The 18,610-nt window shown below is 72.4% G+C and carries 10 protein-coding genes; 5 read left to right on the top strand and 5 right to left on the bottom strand.

Translation table 11 applies throughout. The features are described 5' to 3' along the window. Positions 1-80: 80 nt before the first annotated feature. Entirely contained in the window at positions 81-1,874 is a 1,794-nt protein-coding gene (locus AC0VX6_RS21560) for a glycoside hydrolase family 6 protein (protein ID WP_475465820.1), read from the bottom strand. Between the two features lie 679 nt (positions 1,875-2,553). Between AC0VX6_RS21560 and AC0VX6_RS21555 the strand changes: the two genes are divergently transcribed. After that, on the top strand, positions 2,554-3,252 hold the full coding sequence (locus AC0VX6_RS21555; RefSeq protein WP_274974391.1) for a lytic polysaccharide monooxygenase auxiliary activity family 9 protein: 699 nt from the start codon (positions 2,554-2,556) through the stop codon (positions 3,250-3,252). A gap of 597 nt (positions 3,253-3,849) precedes the next feature. Here the strand turns inward: AC0VX6_RS21555 and AC0VX6_RS21550 are convergent. Next, a complete protein-coding gene (locus AC0VX6_RS21550; protein ID WP_475465818.1) occupies positions 3,850-4,230 on the bottom strand; it encodes a hypothetical protein in 381 nt (126 codons plus the stop codon). A 357-nt stretch (positions 4,231-4,587) separates the two neighbouring features. Between AC0VX6_RS21550 and AC0VX6_RS21545 the strand changes: the two genes are divergently transcribed. Beyond that, positions 4,588-5,556, top strand: coding sequence for a helix-turn-helix transcriptional regulator (locus tag AC0VX6_RS21545; RefSeq protein WP_475465816.1), 969 nt, complete (start codon positions 4,588-4,590; stop codon positions 5,554-5,556). A gap of 69 nt (positions 5,557-5,625) precedes the next feature. On the opposite strand, the gene AC0VX6_RS21540 is transcribed toward AC0VX6_RS21545, so the two are convergent. Next, positions 5,626-6,420 carry an SDR family NAD(P)-dependent oxidoreductase gene (locus AC0VX6_RS21540; RefSeq protein ID WP_475465814.1) on the bottom strand — a complete coding sequence of 265 codons (795 nt, stop codon included), beginning with the start codon at positions 6,418-6,420 and terminating at the stop codon, positions 5,626-5,628. Positions 6,421-6,613: 193 nt separating this feature from the next. On the opposite strand from AC0VX6_RS21540, the gene AC0VX6_RS21535 reads away from it, so the two are divergent. Continuing rightward, complete coding sequence (locus AC0VX6_RS21535; protein WP_274974384.1) at positions 6,614-7,381, top strand: ABC transporter ATP-binding protein; 768 nt, start codon at positions 6,614-6,616, stop codon at positions 7,379-7,381. Between the two features lie 175 nt (positions 7,382-7,556). Beyond that, on the top strand, positions 7,557-10,073 hold the full coding sequence (locus AC0VX6_RS21530) for an ABC transporter permease (RefSeq protein WP_475469411.1): 2,517 nt from the start codon (positions 7,557-7,559) through the stop codon (positions 10,071-10,073). A gap of 85 nt (positions 10,074-10,158) precedes the next feature. Here the strand turns inward: AC0VX6_RS21530 and AC0VX6_RS21525 are convergent, their stop codons facing one another. Then, positions 10,159-12,594 carry a GH92 family glycosyl hydrolase gene (locus tag AC0VX6_RS21525; protein ID WP_475465812.1) on the bottom strand — a complete coding sequence of 812 codons (2,436 nt, stop codon included), beginning with the start codon at positions 12,592-12,594 and terminating at the stop codon, positions 10,159-10,161. Between the two features lie 385 nt (positions 12,595-12,979). After that, the gene (locus AC0VX6_RS21520; RefSeq protein ID WP_475465810.1) at positions 12,980-14,626 is read right to left on the bottom strand and encodes a glycoside hydrolase family 10-like protein; all 1,647 of its coding nucleotides are present in this window, start codon (positions 14,624-14,626) and stop codon (positions 12,980-12,982) included. 437 nt (positions 14,627-15,063) lie between these two features. On the opposite strand from AC0VX6_RS21520, the gene AC0VX6_RS21515 reads away from it, so the two are divergent. Next, positions 15,064-18,555, top strand: coding sequence for a LamG-like jellyroll fold domain-containing protein (locus AC0VX6_RS21515; protein WP_475465808.1), 3,492 nt, complete (start codon positions 15,064-15,066; stop codon positions 18,553-18,555). The last annotated feature ends 55 nt before the right edge of the window (positions 18,556-18,610 follow it).

The raw sequence follows: 18,610 nt of genomic DNA, 5'->3' as shown, positions 1-18,610 counted from the left end.
GCCCGCACATGGCGGACGCCCGTCCACCCCCGGGGGTGGACGGGCGCCCGGTCTCGGAAGGGAGCCGAGATCTGGGGGTGTTACTGGATGGGCGGGTAGGCGTTGGCCAGCAGCTCCTGGAACTGCGCGGAGAACCAGTGACCCGAGATCGGCGCGTCGGGCAGCGCGCCGCTCATGTTGTAGCCGTTGCGCGGGTTGCCCTCATAGGTGGGGTCGCACATCCGGTCGAAGCCCTTGCCCTCGGGGTTCTCGATGAACTCACTGGAGCCGTCGGACTCACCCGGAGGCTTCATCCACACGTAGGCGTCGATGCCCGCCTCCGGAGCGGTCTGGGGGCGCTCGCCCAGACCGGCTCCGGACTGGTTGCACCAGTTCCCGGACTGGATACGGCGGTCGTAGCGGCCCCCGTCCACGTAGGCGTTCACATCCGTGCTCGGCCCCGGCCCGTCCGGGCGGTCCGGTCCGCCCCACCCGTTACGGGAGGTGTCGATGAGCATCCCGATCCCGGAATCGAAGCCCTGGCCCACCAGCTCCTCACGCAGCGCCTGGGAGAAGGACAACTCGTCGGTGAACTGGTTCCAGTCCACCCAGTCCGACTGGCGCACCGGCGTGCCCGCGATGGTCTCACCGATGGCGAAGTTGTCCTCCACCAGCGCCGAGTAGTTCGCGGTGTTGGCGATGAACCCGTGCACATCCTCCGGGCTGGCCCCGGCGGCGTTGGCCGCCTCGTAGAACAGCGCCGCCGAGGCGGTGAAGTTGTCCTGCCAGCCGATCCACCCGTGGTGACCGGCGTCGACGTAGTTGTAGACGTTGTCGATCGCGCCCAACTGCGCCAGGGCGTAGCCCACCCCCTCGACGTAGTTGCCGTTGGCCAGCATCTCGTCGCAGTTCTCGGTCGCGGTCTCGCGGGGGGAGACGTTGGTGACCAGGTTGGGCAGCGAGTCGATCTCGACCGTGGTCACCACCCGCAGTTCGGTGTCCTCGTAGTCGGCCAGGATCTCGGCGATCGGGTCGATGTAGTCGTTCTTGTACCGGTCGATCTCGTCCGGGCCCAGCTCGCCGTTGGAGGCCAACGCGGCGCAGTCACGGCCGGGCAGGTTGTAGATGACCACCTGGAACACCAACGGTTCACCATCGGCCTGCACCAGGGCCTCGTCCAGGTGATCGCGCAGACCCATGCTGCCGGTGGTGGGGCTGTCGTTGCCCTCGATGGCGCTGATGCGGTCCAGCCACACCCCGGTGGGCTCATCGGCCACGGCGTCCCCGCCGGGCTCAGCGGCGGCGTTGGCCGACCAGATCGGGTTGACGTAGACGTCAGCGCCCACGTACGGGTTGTCCACCCGACCGTCGTTGCCGGGCTCCTCGGGCTCCTCGGGCTCCTCGGGCTCCTCGGGCTCCTCGGGCTCCTCGGGCTCCTCCGGCTCTTCCGGTTCCCCGACGTCACCGCTGCACAGCACGCCGTTGAGTTCGAAGGCCGTGGGCGCGGCGTTGCTTCCTGAGTAGGTTCCCTGGAAGCCGAAAGTGGCCGTGCCGTCGGTGGAGAGGGAGGCGTTGTGCCCGGCGTTGGTGGCCGAGACGCTCTGTCCGCTCTGGGTGACGGTGCCGTTCCAGGAGTTGGTGACCCGCTGGTTTCCGGCGAAGTCCCATTCCAGGGTCCAGCCGTTGACCGCGTCGCCGAGGTTGGTGATCTCCACGCTCGCGGTGAAGCCGGAGCCCCAGTCGTTGAGTTGGTAGTCGACCTCGCAACCGGCCGCGGCACTGGCGGGTACGGAGGAGGCGACCGCCAGGGTGCTGCCGAGCACCAGGGCGGAGGTCGCGGCCAGGCCGCGTCGTGTCCACGAACGCGGGTTCGTGGCACGGGGGGGTGTGCTCATCTCTTCTTTCCTTGTGGAAGCGGGTTGCCAGAAGGAGCCTTGGGAAGTGCCGGGCCGGTGATTTCGGGCCCGGCAGACGGGAGACGCGGACAATTCCCTGCGTTTATGGAGGTGAACGCTGCATTCGCATGCCTTAGATCCGGGGTAAAGCTGAGCGAAAAGGACCGGAAGGGTTGGGAGCGCTCCCAGTCGGGGTGAGCGGGGGTGTAGGGGGATGGGTGTGAACAGTGTGTGCGAGGGCGTTGCCGGTTTCCGCGACGGAGTGTTACGGGTCCGGAACGCTTTCCTGAACGGTAGCCCGACAATGGTGATATGTAAACACCATATGACCGGAGTATTTCTGGTACGCGGTTCACATGAGGGAAATGCGCAGGTGGTGACCTGATTCACAACCGGTCAGTAATAACCGGTGGTCGCCGGACGGACACGGTGGGCAGCCCCACCGCGGCGGCCGCGGCCCGGCCGCCGCGCCTCGCCGCAGCGGTGCGGGCGGGCGGCGGTGACGCCGGTGTCCCGCCCGGCGGGCGAGCTGGTGGCGCCGAAGGCGGCGGCCCCTGCTCCGAAGAGTGCGCCAAGGATTTTCCGCGCGCTCTGTTTCGGTTCGGCTCCGAGGGGTAACATGCGCTATGGGAGCGCTCCCGTCGATCGGCTGACCAAGCCGAGAACGATGGAGAACGCAATGGAAAGCACGACCCCCCAAGCCGTCGAGACCACCGAGAGCACCGGGACCACCCGCCGGACCTGGGCCGCACGCGCGCTCGTCCTGGCCTCCGTGCCCCTGGTCGCCCTGACCACGATGGCCGCCCCCGCCTCCGCGCACGGCTCGATCGTGGACCCCGCCAGCCGCAACTACGGCTGCTGGGAGCGCTGGGGCAGCGACCACCTCAACCCGGACATGGCGCAGGAAGACCCCATGTGCTGGCAGGCGTGGCAGGACAACCCCAACGCCATGTGGAACTGGAACGGCCTGTACCGCGACAACGTGGGCGGCGACCACCAGGGCCAGATCCCCGACGGGACCCTGTGCAGCGGCGGCAACACCGAGGGCGGCCGCTACGACTCGATGGACGCGGTCGGCGCGTGGAAGACCACCGACGTCGGCGACGACTTCACCCTCCACCTGTACGACCAGGCCCAGCACGGCGCGGACTACTTCCGCGTCTACGTCACCGAGCAGGGCTTCGACCCGACCACCCAGGCCCTGGGCTGGGACGACCTCGAACTGGTCGAGGAGACCGGTTCCTACGCGCCGGCACTGGACAGCTACATCGACGTCAGCACCTCGGGCAGGTCCGGCCACCACATCGTGTTCACGATCTGGCAGGCCTCCCACATGGACCAGGTCTACTACCTGTGCAGTGACGTGAACTTCACCTGATCCCCACGACCAACAGACCGGCCGTCCGGACCCCTCCTCCGGACCGGGTCCGCCGGGACCTCCACCCCCGGCGGACCCGCGGCCGACGGCCGCGCGGCGGACACCGCTCACCGCCGCGCGGCGCGCCAGATATCCGCCGCGCCCTCGGGCGACACCGTGCGCGTCGCCGGGCCACCGCCTCGCAGGACGCCTGGGAGGAGCTGGTACCGACCTTCCGGGAGTACGACTCGCTGGAGGCGCTGCGGGCCGCCGACCCGGCCGTCCTGCGTGAGCGCTTCGGCGTCGTCAACGACGAACTCCTGGCCGGTACCGCGAGGGAGGCGGCCGCGCTCACCGTGCTCTCGGCGGCCCGGCCGCGCCGGGGGTGAGCCGAGGGTTCCGGGCCCGGGAGGGCGACCGCGGTCCCCGCCCTCGTGGAAGGGCTCGGAGGCGGTTCCCGGCCGGATGCCGGAAACGGGCTCCGCACGGCCGCCCGGACCGGCTGTTCCCCGGCTGACGGGACGCGACGCGAAGGCCTCGCGGCGCACGAAGGCCCGCCCGGGGCACGGGTGCTCCGGGCGGGCCACGCCCTCCCGGCCGGGGCCGGAGGGCGGAAGGTCAGTTGTTGCCGAAGAAGTGGTCGGCGGCGGCGCCGCCCGGGTCCTCCGCGATACCGCTCACGGTGTCCGCCTGGTCCTGGAAGCCGCCGACCGCCTCGGCGGCGCTGTCCTGGAAACCGCCCACGGCCTCCTCGCCGTAGGCCTGGGCGCCCTCGGTGAAACCACCGACGGCCTCTTCACCGTAGGCCTGGGCGCCTTCGGCGAAGCCGCCGACGGCCCCCTCGCCGTAGGCCTGCGCGGCCTCTCCGGCGCCGCCCAGGGTCTCACCGACCCCGCCCACGGCCTCGCCGACCCCGCCCACGGCGTCGGACACTCCCTGGGCTGCTTCCTCGGCTGCTCCGCCGAAGAGGTTGCTCAACCAGTCCATCACGTCGCGCACATCCTTATCTCAGGTCCGTGGGGGCCGATCCGTCTATGTCTACCCGGTCCGGGTAAACTCTCAGTAAGGGGCGGACGCGCAGAGTGATCCGGCGGGGTCACAAAGCGACTCGTGCGCCGTTCCCTTTCCCGGGAACCGCTGGTCAGCGCGTGAGGTCTCCGTCCGAAGCGACGGGGGGCGATTCCACAAGAACGCCGGTGGTGTCCACGATCACACCACCGGTGCCCTTCTGTCACCCGGGTGATCGTGTGCAAACCCGCTTTCCGGACTGCCGGAACGCCCGGCCAGATCCCCGAACGCGTCACACGGGTGGATTGCGGTCGGAATCCGGCCACAATCCGGCGGAGAATGGGCCGCATGGCCGACACGAGTGCGCGGATGCTGCGCCTGCTCTCCCTGCTCCAGACCGGCAGGGCCTGGCCCGGCGCGGACCTGGCCGCGGCCCTGGAGACCAGCCCGCGATCGCTGCGCCGCGACATCGACCGGCTGCGCGAGCTGGGCTACGCGGTGGAGGGCCTCCGCGGCCCCGGCGGCCACTACCGGCTGGTCGCGGGCCGCGCGGTGCCGCCCCTGCTCCTGGAGGACGACGAGGTCGTGGCCGCCGCCCTGGGCCTGCGGATCGTCGCCGCCGGGCTCGGCAGGGTGGAGGGCGTGGAGGAGAGCGCGGAACGGGCCCCGGCCCGGTTCGGCCGGGTGCTGCCCTCACGCCTGGCCCGCCGGGCGAAAGCGCTGGCCGCGGCGGTCGAACCGGAGCAGCGGGTGTGGCCGGGCGTGCGGACACGGGTCCTCACCGACCTGGGCGAGGCCGTCGCGGACGGGCACTGGGTCCGGATGCTCCACCGCGGCGGCGACGGCCGCGAGCTGCGCCGCAGGGTGGACCCGTACCGGCTGGTCCTGTCCGGACGGCGCTGGTACCTGTTCGCCTGGGACCGCGAGCGCGACGACTGGCGGACCTTCCGGCTCGACCGGATCGCCGCGGTCACCCCCACCAGGGCGCCCTTCACCCGCCGGGAGCTGCCCGGGGAACCGCTGGCCGACCACCTGGAGCGGGGCTTCGGGACGGGGGAGGCCCGGCACACGGTGTCGGTCCTGTTCGACGCGTCGGCCGGGGAGGTGGCGGCGCGGATCTTCCGGATCGACGGCGACCTGGAGGCGGTCGGCCCCGACCGGGCGCGCTACACCGCCCGCGTGGACTCCCACGAGTGGCTCGCGGTCGTCCTCGCGCTCACCGGCCTGCCCTTCACGGTCGAGGGCCCGCCGGAGTTCGCCCGCCACACCGCGGCGCTCGCCGACCGCCTCCACCGGTCCGTGGGCGGAACCGGCTGAGAGCCGCGCCGTGCCCGGACGCCGGGCGTCGAAGCCCTCCCGGGCCCGGCCCGGCGTCCGGGGGCGTGCTCAGGGGACGATGGAGTCGACGTATCCGCCGTCCACCCGCACGGCGGCCCCCGTAGTGGCCGAGGCCAGCGGCGAACTCAGGTAGGCGACCATGTTGGCGATCTCCTCGGGTTCGATCAGCCGCTGCAGGAGCGACTGCGGCCGGTGCAGGCGCATGAACTCCCGCTGCGCCTCCTCCCAGGGCAGGTTCCGGTCGACGAGCTGGTAGACGAAGTCCTCCACACCGCCGGTGTGGGTGGGACCGGCGATCACCGAGTTGACGGTCACCCCCGTGCCCGCGGCCTCCTTGGCGAACCCCCGCGAGACCGCGAGCAGCGCCGTCTTGGACATGCCGTAGTGGATCATCTCGGCCGGGATCACCACCGCCGAGTCGCTGGCGATGTTGAGCACCCGGCCCCACCCGCGTTCCGTCATCCCGGGCAGGAACTCCCGGGTCAGGCGCACGGCGGAGAGCACGTTGACCTCGAAGTAGCGCCGCCACTCCTCGTCGGAGATGTCGAGCGCGTCCTGCGCCCCGAAGATCCCGAGGTTGTTGACCAGCACGTCGAGCCGGGGGAGCAGCTCGCGGAGCCGGTCGACGCCCTCCTCGGTGGTCACGTCGGCGGTCGCGGCCACCAGTGCGGCCCCGGGCACCCGCTCGGCGATCGCCTCCACCGCGCGGGCCACCTTCTCCTCGCCGCGCCCGTTGACCGCCACCGTCGCCCCGGCGCGCGCCAGCGCCGTGGCGATGGCCAGGCCGATGCCCTGGGTCGAACCGGTCACCAGGGCCGTGCGTGTACGCAGATCGATTTCCATGGGGTCACGCTACGTCGCGCCGCGCCCGCCGCCCAACGCGACCCGTCGCCCGGGCCCCGGAGGTGGGGGCCGCCCCACCACCGGACCTCCGTCCAGGCCCAGTGACGCGGACCGGCCCCCGTGTTTGGCTCTTCCTCGGGGCCCGGACAGGGAGCCGAACCCCCTCCACACGACGAGACGAGCGGAGTTCGCCATGGACGGGCACGTCCGGAACCGGACCGGAGCCGACGCCGCACCCCACGCGCTGCGGGCGACCGGACTGACCAGGACCCACAGGCGGGGCGGCGTTCCCGTCCACGCGCTGGCCGGGGTGGACGCGGCCTTCCCCCGGGGAGGGTTCACGGCGGTCATGGGCCCCTCCGGCTCGGGCAAGAGCACGCTCCTGCACTGCCTGGCGGGGCTGGACCGCCCCGACGCGGGCACGGTGACGGTGGAGGGCCGACCGATCACCGGACTCACCGAACCGGCCCTGACCCGGCTGCGCGCACGGGCGTTCGGGTTCGTCTTCCAGTCGTTCAACCTCCTCCCGTCGCTCACCGCCGGGGAGAACATCACCATCGGCCAGTGCCTGTCCGGCCTGCCCCGGGACCAGGCGTGGCACGACCACCTCGTGGACTCGCTCGGCCTGACCGACCGCCTCGACCACCGGCCCTCCGAACTCTCCGGGGGCCAGCAGCAGCGCGTCGCCGTCGCCCGCGCCCTGGTGCACCGGCCGAGCGTGCTCCTGGCCGACGAACCCACCGGCAACCTCGACTCACGCTCCGGGGCCGGTGTCCTGGAAGCGCTGCGCCGGGCCGCCTCCGACCACGGGCAGACCGTCGTCATGGTCACCCACGACCCCGTCGCCGCCGCCCGCGCCGACCGCGTGCTCATGCTGCGCGACGGCCTCGTCCAGGGGGAGCTGGCCGACCCCACCGCGGACTCCGTCCTGGCCTGGATCCGGCGTCTGGAGGAGCGGTGAACCGCCCGACGCACCACGGCGCGCCGCCCGGGGCGGTAGCCGTGGCCCCGCCCACGACGCCGCCCACCATGTCACCCGGGGCGCCGACCGGTCGGACGCCCTGCCCGGACCGTCTCGAAGAGGACCCGCGCCACCACGGGGCGGACCCTGGCGGCGGGGGAGGCGGTGCCGCGTGATGCGGATGGTTCTGCGCGGCGCCGCCGACCGCGCGCGCCAGCTGGCCCTGTCGGTCCTGACCGTGGCCCTGGGCGCCGGGCTGGCCACGGCCGTCCTCGCCCTCCAGGACTCGGCCGAACGGGTGGCCGCCGAAGGGGCCGGGGCGTCCTGGACGCTGTCGCGGGCACCGGTCGTGGTGACGGCCGTCCCCGAGGAGGCGGCGGCCGGGATCACCGCCTCACCGCTGGGGGAACCGCCCCGGCTGGACCCGCGGACCGTGGCGGAACTGGAACGCCTCCCCGGCGTGCGCCGGACGGCGGTCGAGGCGCCCTTCTCCGCCTACGTGGTCACCTCCGACCGCACGCTCGGCGGCCACTCCGACCGCTCCTTCGGCCACTCCTGGGCGCTCGCCGAGGCCGAGGGGCTCACCCCCGTCACCGGACGGGCCCCCGAGAACGGGAACGAGGTGGTCCTCGACACCCGCACCGCCGCCGACGCCGGGCTCGCCCCCGGCGACCGCGCGCGGGTCCTGACCTCCGACGGGATCGCCGACGTCCTGGTCACCGGAACCGTCGAGCGCGGCGGCGCCCCGGACCGGGCCCTGTTCTTCCCACCCGCCGAGGCCGCGCGGCGGGGCGGCGACCCGGTCGTGGCCGCGCTCTGGCCCGGGGAGGGAACCGACCCCGAACGGCTGGCCGGGGCGGTCGAGGAGGCCGCGCCCGGCGTCCGGGTCCTCACCGGGGACGAACGCGCCACGGCGCTCGCGCTGGACGGGCACAACCGGGACCTGGCCTCGGGCATGGGCCGGTTCCTGGGCACCATGGCCGCACTGGCGCTGGCGGTGGCCGCCGTCACGGTCGCGGGCCTGCTCTCCCTGAGCGTGCGCGACCGCGCCCGGGAGTTCGCCCTCCTGCGCCTGGCCGGGGCCCGGCCGGGGCTGGTGCGCCGACTCGTCGTCGGGGAGGCCCTGGTCCTGGGGTGCGTGGCCGCAGTGCTCTCCTGCTTCGTGGGTTCGGCGCTGGCGCTGCTCCTGGCCAGGATCTTCGCGACGCTGGGGACGCTGCCGGACGGGTTCGAACTGCTTCTGGGCCGGCCCGCGCTCGCGGCGGGCGCGGCGCTGGCCCTGGCCGTGCCGCTGGCGGCCTCCTTGCGCCCCGCGCTCACCGCGGGCCGGATCGCGCCCGTGGAGGCGATGCGCGCGGCGCAGGCCGAACCCGTCCCCTTCTCCCGTGCCCGCCCGGTGCTCGGGGCCGTGGCCCTGTGCGGTGCGGCGGCCCTGTTCGCGACGGCCTGGGGCCTGGCCGGAACCGTGGTGGCGGTGACCGCCGCCGTCTCCGCCGCGCTGGTCCTCGTCGCCGCCGCGGTCCTGCTCTCGCCGGTGCTGGTCCACGCGGCGCTGCTCCTGCTGCGCCCGCTCACCCGCAGGAGCGCCGCCTCCCTCGTCGCCGACCGGGAGGCGCGCGCCGACGTCCGCCGGGTGGCGGGCGTCATGACGCCCCTGCTGGTGACGACGGCGGTCGCGTGCCTGCTGCTCTTCCAGGAGACGACCACCACCGAGGCCCGCCTGCGCGCCTACGGCGAGCGCCTGGCCGCCGACCTGGTGGTGACCGGGGCCCTGGGCGTGGGACTGCCCGCGTCCGCGGCCGAGGCCGCCGAGGACGTGCCCGGGGTCGCCGCGGCCGGGGGCTACCGGCAGACCGTCACTTCCGCGGGCGGGCCGTACCTGACCACCCACCTGGTCGAACCCGGGACGGTGCCGCGAATCCACGACCTGGCGGTGGAGGACGGCGCGTGGGAGGACTTCGGCACCGGCGGCGTCGCCGTGCGCGCCGACACCGCCCTGAGCCGGGGGTGGCGCGCGGGGCGGACCGTGGAGCTGCTCGGCCCCGACGGCACCGCGTTCACGGCCCGGGTGTCGGTCCTGTACCGGGCCGGGCTCGACTTCCCCGACGTCCTGCTGCCCGAGGAGGCCGTCGCGCCCCGCATGCTCGACACCCTGCACAACGGCCTGTACGTGGCGCTCGACCCCTCGGCCGACGCCGGGAGGACGGCCTCCCTGCTGGAGGGGGCGATCGACGCCGGGCCCGAGCTCCGGGTCGCCGACCGCGCCGGGCACATCGCGGACCAAGCCCGGATCGGCCAGGAGGACGCGTGGATCACCCAGCTCATGGTGGCCCTGGTGGCGGGCTTCGCCGGGGTGAGCGCGGTCAACGCCCTCGTCGTCTCCGTGTCGGCCCGCGCGCGCAGCTTCGCCCTGCTGCGCCTGGTGGGGGCCTCGCGGGCCCAGGTCGCCGGGATGGTCGCGGGGGAGGCCCTGGCGGTGTCGCTGGCGGGGGTGGCGCTGGGCACCGCCACGGCGCTGACCGGGGTGGCCGCCGTGGGGCACGCCCTCGTCGGCGGCGGGGCGGTGGTGCTCGCCGTTCCCCTGGACCAGTACCTGCCGCTGGCCGGTGCCGTGGTGGCCATCGGGCTGCTCGCGAGTCTGGTCCCGGCCGTCGCGGCCCTGCGCGCTCGCCCGCTGCACGCCGCCGGGTGAGCGGCAGCGGGGCTCGGCGTTCACCGGGCCCCGCGACGGTCATGGGCGGGCGCCGCGCCCGGGAGCGCGGTGCCCGCCCACGGCCTCAGTGGTCGACCGGCAGGTCCTGCGGAGCGGTCGCCCACTCCGTGTTCGGCTCGCTGACCAGCACGTGCGTGACGCGCCCGCCCTCGCTGAGGAAGGACTCCGGCAACCAGGAACGCGTGTGCTCCCGCCCGTCCAGGCGCACCGAACCGATGTAGGTCGCGTCCGGCCCGGCGTTCGGGGCGACCACGGTGATCGGCTCGCGCCCGCTCGGCGCGATCCTGGCGTAGGAGAACACCGGGGCCGACAGCAGCAGCTCGCCGCGCCCCGGCGCCTGCGGGAACAGCCCCAGGGCCGAGAACACGTACCAGGCCGACATCGTGCCCAGGTCGTCGTTGCCGGGCAGGCCGCCCGGCCCCGTTCCGTACTGGGTGTCCACGATCTCGCGCACCGTCTCCTGGGTCTTCCAGGGCTGCCCGAGCGCGTTGTACATCCACGGCGCGTGGATGCCCGGCTCGTTGGTGGGGTCGTAGCGCAGCGGATCGCCGCCGCCCACCGACCACGCGCCGTCGGGCGTGCGGAAGAACCCGTCCAGGCGCTCGGCCGCGGTCTCCCGGCCGCCCATCGCCTCGGCCAGGCCGCCGACGTCGTGCGGCACCATCCACGTGTAGGTCGCGCTCGTGCCCTGCGCGAACCCGGTGTCGCGCCCGGGGTCGAAGGGCGTCACCCAGGACCCGTCGGCGTCGCGCGCCTGCGCGTAGCCCGCCTCCGGCGTGGCCTCGGGGTTGTAGACGTTGCGCCAGTACCCGCCGCGCTCGGCGAACACCGCGGCGTCGTCCCCGCGCCCCAGGCGCTCCGCCCACTGGGCGAGCGCGTTGTCGGCCACGGAGGCCTCCAGCGTCTCCGCGGCCCCGCCCCAGCAGTGGCAGTCGTCCTGCGGCGCGTAGTGGAGTTCGAGGTAGCGCTCCAGGTTCGGGCGCTGGCCCTCGCACTGGCCCGGGCACCCGGCGTCGGACAGCCCGTCGGGGTGCGGCTCGGTGGCCTGGGTCCGCAGGGACTCGTAGGCGGCCTCGGCGTCGAACCCGTCCACGCCCATCGCGGCGAACGTCGCCAGCGTCGCGGCCGAGGGATCGCCCGTCATCACGTGCGTGGGCCCGTTGATGTGCACCCAGCGGTCCCACACGCCGCCGTTCTGCTCGGAGAAGTTGAGCAGGGACTGCGCGAAGTCCCCGGCCACCCCGGGCTCCAGCAGCGCGAGGAGCTGGATCTGCGCGCGGTACTGGTCCCAGCCGGAGAAGTTGGTGTACTGGGCGCCCTGCCCGTCCGCCACGCGGTGCGCCTCGCCGTCCATGCCCGGGTAGCGGCCGTCGACGTCGCTCACCAGGTTGGGCTGGAGCAGGGAGTGGTACAGCGCCGTGTAGAAGGCGGTGCGCTGGTCCCCGGTGCCGCCGCCGACCCTGATCGTGCGCAGGCGCCGGTTCCAGGCCTCGCGCGCCGACGCGGCCACCGCGTCCACGCTCTGCCCGGGGTCGATCTCGGCGTCCAGGTTCTCCTCGGCGTTCTCCGCGCTGACGTAGGAGATGCCCACGCGCACGCCCACGTCGGAACCCTCGGGGAAGGAGACGTAGCCGCCCGAGCCCCGGCCCCGCCGCTGGTCGCGGTCGTAGCCCTCACCCCCGGAGGCGGTGGTGGCCCCCGGCTTCAGCTCGCCGTCCTCCCATGTGCCCACCCCGGTGAAGGGGGTGTCGAAGCGCGCGGTGAAGTGCAGCCGGTAGTAGGACTCGCGGTTGTTCTCGCCGCCGTTGGCGCGCTGTCCGCAGAAGGCGCCGGTGAGCACCGAACCGCTCACCGTGCGGGCCTCCTCGTCGATGCGGACGTCGGCCTCCTCGCTGCCGTTGAGCGAGTTGGAGGTGCGGAAGAGCAGGCTGGCTGGGGTGTCCGAGGGGAAGTCGAACTCCCCGGCACCGGCCCGGTCGGTGACGCTCAGGTCCGTGCGCACCCCGTTCTCCAGGGTCACGGTGTAGCGGCCGGGGGAGGCGGACTCGTCGGCGTGGTCGAAGTCGCTCGCGTACACCTCGTCGCGGGTGTCGGCGCTGGGCGACGATTCCACGGGCACGGTGACCGGCATGATCGGCACGTCCCCGGCGGCCCCGGGGTGGCACCCGGCACCGTTGACGTGGGTCAGGGCGAAGCCCCGCACCCGCGTGACGTCGTAGGAGTAGCCGTTGGCCGCGCCGGTGTCGGTCTGGTCGCCGCGGGTGGTGGTCGGGCTCCAGGAGATCATCCCGAACGGCCGGACCGCGCCGGGGTAGGTGTTGCCGCCGTTGGTGGAGCCGATGAACGGGTCCACGTAGTCGACGGGAGAGGCGACGGCCCGGGCCGTGTCGGCCGGGAGCGGCGCCGCGGAGGCCGCCGGGGCGGGGGAGAGCAGGGCGGCGCCGACGGCGAGGGCGAGCAGCGGGGGTAGGAGACGGGGGGAGCGTGGAGGGAGGGTCATCCTCTGCGGTCCTTAGCGGGGGAGCGAACGGTCCCGGCGAGTCTGGCCCAGCGGTGCGGGCCGTGGCCAGGTCCGGGCGGGGGAGTTGGCGTGTTCTTCGCCGGTCCGTCGCCGTGGTGTCACGGAGCGACCACGGTGCGGACCGGGACGCGGGTCCGGGGTGTAGGGCTGGGCGCTGGTCCGGGGCGCGCGGGTGGCGGTGTCGGGAGACGGAAGAGGGGAGGGGGCCGGAGGCGGCGCCGGTCCGCGGGGGCGCCGCGGGGCGCCGGGCGGAGGAAGGGTCGCGGTGCGAGGCGTGCGCGGGTGATGGTCGAGGTTCGAGGTCCGAAGGGGAACGGCCGCAGGGCCCGGAGTGCGCGCTGTCCCGGGCCCCGCGGTTCGTCGGTCAGCCCCGGGGCACGTGCCTCGGGTTGCTCGTCGTGCTCTCGTGGTGCAGCCGGTCCAGGGCGGTCACGTAGTAGGTCACACCATCGCCGCCGGGCGCGGTGAAGACCGTCTCGCCCCTGTCCCCGGCCGCGCGCACCGTGCCGACCATGGCGCGCGGGTCCTGCACGTCGCAGGGGACCTCCTGCCGTCCGGGTGCGCCGTCCAGCGCGTAGACCGCGTAGTAGGCGGGCCTGCCGCCGCGACCGGGGCGGATGGTCAGCTCGGTGCCGCCGTCGGCCCGCGCGGCGGCGGTGACCACCGGCGGTGCGGGAGCGGCCCCGCCCAGGTCCTCCTTGACCGGGATCAGGGCGGGGTGGGAGTAGTGCTGTTCGACCACGACATCCATGGCGTCCCTGGCGTTGGTGCGCAGCGAGTTCGCGCTGAAGTAGACGTCCCCGTCCACGCCCGGGTACTCGCGGTTGAGGTCCAGGTGCCGGGAGAGTTCGTCCGGGTCGGACCAGGCGCCCGCGTTGCCCGCCTTGTAGGCGGCCTGGCCGATGTAGAGGTGTACGTCGGTGCCCTCGGTGACCTGCTCCCACCAGGGGACGAGCACCGCGTAGTCGGCCACGGGCAGGCCGATCTCCCAGTAGACCTGCGGGTTGATGTAGTCCACCCAGCCCTCGCGCACCCACCTGCGGCTGTCGGCGTAGATCTGGCTGTAGGACTCGAACCCGCCGGTGTCGGAGCCGTTCGGGTCGCTGGTGTCGTTGCGCCAGATCCCGAACGGGCTGATGCCGAACTTCACGTGCGGCTTGGCGGCGTGCACCGCCTCGTCCATCTCCTGGACCATGCGGTTGACGTTGTCGCGCCGCCAGTCCCCGATGTCGCTGAACTCTCCGCCGTACTCGGCGAACGTGTCCTGGTCGGGCACCGTCTCGCCCGCGACCGGGTAGGGGTAGAAGTAGTCGTCGAAGTGGACGCCGTCCAAGTCGTAGTTCTCGACCGCGTGCATCATCGCCTCGACGACGAACGCGCGCACCTCGGGGATGCCCGGGTCGTAGTAGAGCTTGCCGCCGTAGGCGAACACCCAGTCCGGGTTGACCCGCGCCGGGTGGTCGGCCATCAGGCGCGAGGGGTCGTCGTGCATGGCCACCCGGTAGGGGTTGAACCAGCCGTGGAACTCCAGGTTGCGGGCGTGCGCCTCCTCGACCGCGAACGCCAGCGGGTCGTAGCCGGGGTCGGTGCCCTGCGTGCCGGTGAGCCACTCCGACCAGGGCTCGTGCGGGGAGGGCCAGAACGCGTCGGCGGTCGGCCGGATCTGCACGAACACGGCGTTGAGCCCGTCGGCCTTGGCCCGGCCGTACAGGTCGATCAGCTCGGCCTGCTGAGCCTCGGGCGAGAGCCCCTGCTCGCTGGGCCAGTCGATGTTGACCACCGAGGAGATCCACTCGGCGCGCATCTGCCGCTTGGGCGGCGCCTGCGGATCGACCGCGCACGGCTCGGCGGAGGTGTTCGTCGCCGGGACGGCCGGAGCGGCGGCAACCGCCATGTGTGGCGCGTGGAGCAGCGACGCGGTGAGCGCTGCGGCCAGGGCTACGGCTCGGGAGACCCGGCCCGCCCCCCGGGCGGGCGGGTGAGCGGGACGGTTCCGGTGCGGTTTCGCCAACGTGGGCTCCTTCCGGCTTCTGTCGTGCGGACAGCGAGCAGCCGGAAGGGACGCGCTCCGGTGCGGTCACCGCGCGCGACGTCCGGGTCTGCCCTAGGAGAAAACCTTCATGATTTGTCGGGCAGATGCAAGGCTCCTACGTCAGGTTGATACCGATGTGTCGCGCGAGCCCGGGGTTGCCGCTCTGTCCGCGCTTGACTGCGGCACCACCACCTAGTCCGGCTGAACGCTGTGTGGCCGGATCCGGTCACACGGGTTTGCGCCCATGTCAGCGTCCTCGGTCCCCGATTGGACTTCGCTGCGGTGGACAAGAGTGACTCTGTGTGCCTTGTGTCGACATAGGTGTAACTAGTAACTTTCTGTCCGGTTTGAAGTAGCTGGACTGAATCCCTTCAGGGATGGCGTTCCAAAAAAACAACACAAGACAGGCATCCCCCATGCTCTCCCCCTTGACCCGGGTGGCGGCGGTGACCACCGCTGCCGCGCTGGCCCTGTCGCTCCTGACCACGGTGCCCGCCGCGGCCGATGACGACGACTCCACACCGCCTGGTGGCGAAGATGCGCAAGGCGCGAGCGAGGAGTTCGACGCACTGGCATTGGCGGAGCAGACCGGCGAACCGGTGGAGATCCCGTCCCTGACGGACGAGAAGACCCGCCACTTCGCCAACCCCGACGGCACCTTTACCGCCGAGGTCTCCGCGATCCCCGTTCGGGTGCGCTCCGCGGACGGCTGGGTGGACGTGGACACCACCCTGGTCGCCGGTGACGACGGCCTGGTCCGTCCCAGGGCGGCGGGCATGGACATCGCCTTCTCCGGCGGCGGTGACGCCCCGATGGCCCGGATCGGTATCGGCTCCAACAGCGTCGCGCTCGACTGGGCCGAAGAACTGCCCACGCCGACCCTGGACGGCGACCAGGCCACCTACGCCGACGTGCTGCCCGACGTGGACCTGGTCCTGACCGCCGGTGTCGAGGGCTTCACCCAGGTCCTGGTCGTGCACACCCCCGAGGCCGCGGCCTCGCCGGAGCTGGCCGGACTCGAACTTCCCCTGGACGCCACCGGGGTGAGCGTCGTCGCCGACGAACACGGCAACATCGAGGCAGTGGGAGACGAGGGCGGCCAGAGCGTGTTCACCGCCCAGGCTCCGGCGATGTGGGACTCCACGGGCCAGGACGAGGCCCCGGGTGAGGACCCGCTCCTGGCGCCGACCACCGGGGCCCGCACCGCACTGGTCGAGACCGAGGTCACGGTGGACTCCATCCGCCTGGTCCCCGACCAGGGCATGCTCACCGACGAGACCACCGAGTACCCCGTCTACATCGACCCCTCGGTCAGCGCCAGCCGCCCCAACTGGGCCTACGTCGACCGCGCCTATCCCAACCAGGCCTACTTCAACTCCAAGGAGGAGAGCGTGGGCGTGGGGCGCATCGAGTGGGACCGCGTCTACACCCGGCGCGCCTTCTTCCAGTTCTCCGTGCCCGGACGCATCAAACAGGACACCACCACGATCCACGCGGCCACCCTGCGCACCGAGGTCGAGTGGGCCTACGACTGCAACAGCAACTCCCACGTGCAACTGCACCGCACGGACAGGTTCAACAGCAAGACCACCTGGAACAACCAACCCACCACACGCACCCTGCTCGACACCCAGAATGTCAGGGGCGGTTGGGCCACCTGCCCGTCCAGCAGCGGTGTGGAGTTCGACGCCACCGCCGCCTACCAGTGGGGCGCGGACAACGATGAGTCCTACGTCTACCTGCGCCTGAAGGAACGCGACGAGTCCGGCACCACCGCCTGGCGGCGCTTCGACACCGACCGCAAACCACCGGTCGTGGTGATCGACTACAACAACAAGCCGTCCCAGGTGGCCACCTCCACCATGTCCGACTCCCTGGGCGGAGTCTGCTCCACCGACCGGGACAATCCGCGCCTGATCAACGACACCACCGTCACCTTCCGCGCCAAGGCCCGCGACTACGACGCGCGCGCCGCCTGGGGCGGTCAGAAGCTCAAGCTGCGTGTGGAGTGGCGGGTCAACGGCACCGAACCGCGCGAGTACGCCGACTCCGCCTACTCCGACGTGGGGTACTGGCCGGGCGGCTCCTCGTACAGCGTGACCGCCACCGGGCTTCCCGAAGGAGAGCTGCTGGGCTACCGGGCGATCGCCCATGACCAGACCGAGTGGGGCTACCCGTGGTCGGACTGGTGCTGGATCAGGATCGACACCACCAAGCCCGAGACCGGACCCACGGTGACCTCCACCGACTACCCGGCTGGGGACACCGTCCACGGTTCGGTGGGGCGCAGCGGAGACTTCACGTTCACCAACAACGGGGTCGAGGCCGCCACCGCCTACCACTACAGCGTCAACGACGCCTCCTGCTCCACCACGGTGGAACTGGACGAGCCCGGGGCGCAGGCGACCGTTGCGATCACCCCGCGCAGGGATGGTCCCAACCTCATCCACGCCCGGATCACCGACGCCTACGGCAATTCCTCCGAATGCGGCCTGGTGTACACGTTCACGGTCGCACCGCCCTCCAACCCCGTCTCCCACTTCCCCATGGACGAGGGAACAGGCACTACGGTGGCCGACCTGAGGGAGAGCGGCCGTGTCGCGACCGCCGACGGTACCGTCGGCTGGACCCGTGGGCGTGTGGGTGAGAGCGCCGGACAGAGCTATCGGCTGGAAGGGACCGCCGTCGAGCCGACGGGAGACTCCCACCTGCGTACCGACGGTCCCGTCGTGGACACCAGCGGCGCGTTCTCGGTCGCGGCCTGGGTCCTCCTGGAGGAGGGCGCCACGGAGAACCTCGCCGCCGTCGGCCAGGACGGTGACCGCAACAGCGGCTTCTACCTCGGTTACCAGCACACCGAGGGAGGCCGCTGGGTTTTCAAGCAGGCCCCGTACGATGCCGACGACACGCAGGTCACCCACCGGGCGATCTCCACGGAGCAGGCCGAGATCGGTGTGTGGACCCATTTGCTCGGCACCTTCGATCCCGAAACCGGTGAACTGGCGCTGTACGTCAACGGCGACAAGCAGGCCACCGCGGTCCAGGAGACCCCGTGGAACGCTGACGGGGACTTCGTCGTCAGTGGTGCCCGCTACCGCGGCGAGCACATCGGTACATGGATCGGAGCGATCGACGAGGTACGCGTCTGGGACCGGGTGCTCATGGACCAGCCCCTGACCGCGGACGAGGACGCCCACTCCGAGGTCTGGGAACTGGCCAACCGCCCCGCCGCACTGGAAGGGCGCTGGCAACTGGACGAGACCGAGGGCACCTCGGTCTCCGACTCCTCCGACCACGGACTGACCGCGACACTGCACGGCGACCCGCTGACCGCCTGGAACCAGGCCCTCAACGAAGTGACCTGGGCACCCGGTGTCAGTCTCGATCCGACCGCGCAGGAACACATCCGCACCGATGACACCGCTATTCGCACGGACCGCAGCTACTCGGTCGCCGCGTGGGTCCGCCTGGACGAGGTCGGACACAACTCCACCGCGGTCTCACAGGACGGCGACTTCCACAGCGCCTTCTACCTCAGCTACCAGCATTCCTTCGAGTGGGACAACTGGGTGATGAAGCTGCCCCCGGAGGACACCATGGACGCTTCCGGCTGGCACCGTGCACTGTCCGACCACGCCCCCGACTTCGGGCGGTGGACGCATCTGGCCGCGACCTACGACCACACCTCGCGCCGGGTCACCCTCTACGTCGACGGAGTCGACAACGGCAGCGCCGAAGTACCCGACGCCTGGCACACCGGCGGCCCGGTCGTCATCGGAGGGGCGCTCTTCGAGCAGCAGTTCTCCGACGCCTGGGCGGGCGACATCAGCGACGTGCACCTGTACCAGGGCGTGCTCGCCGAAACCGATCTGGACCGCGTGATGCGGGGGTATCTTCCCGTGGCCTGAACCCGTTGTGGACCCCCTGCTTCCCCCTGACAAGCACGATCTGCCCGGCGGCCCC

Source organism: Nocardiopsis sp. iso_25 (assembly GCF_056173305.1).
The sequence above is the reverse complement of the archived record's forward strand: the minus strand, read 5'-3'. Positions and strand labels throughout refer to the sequence as shown.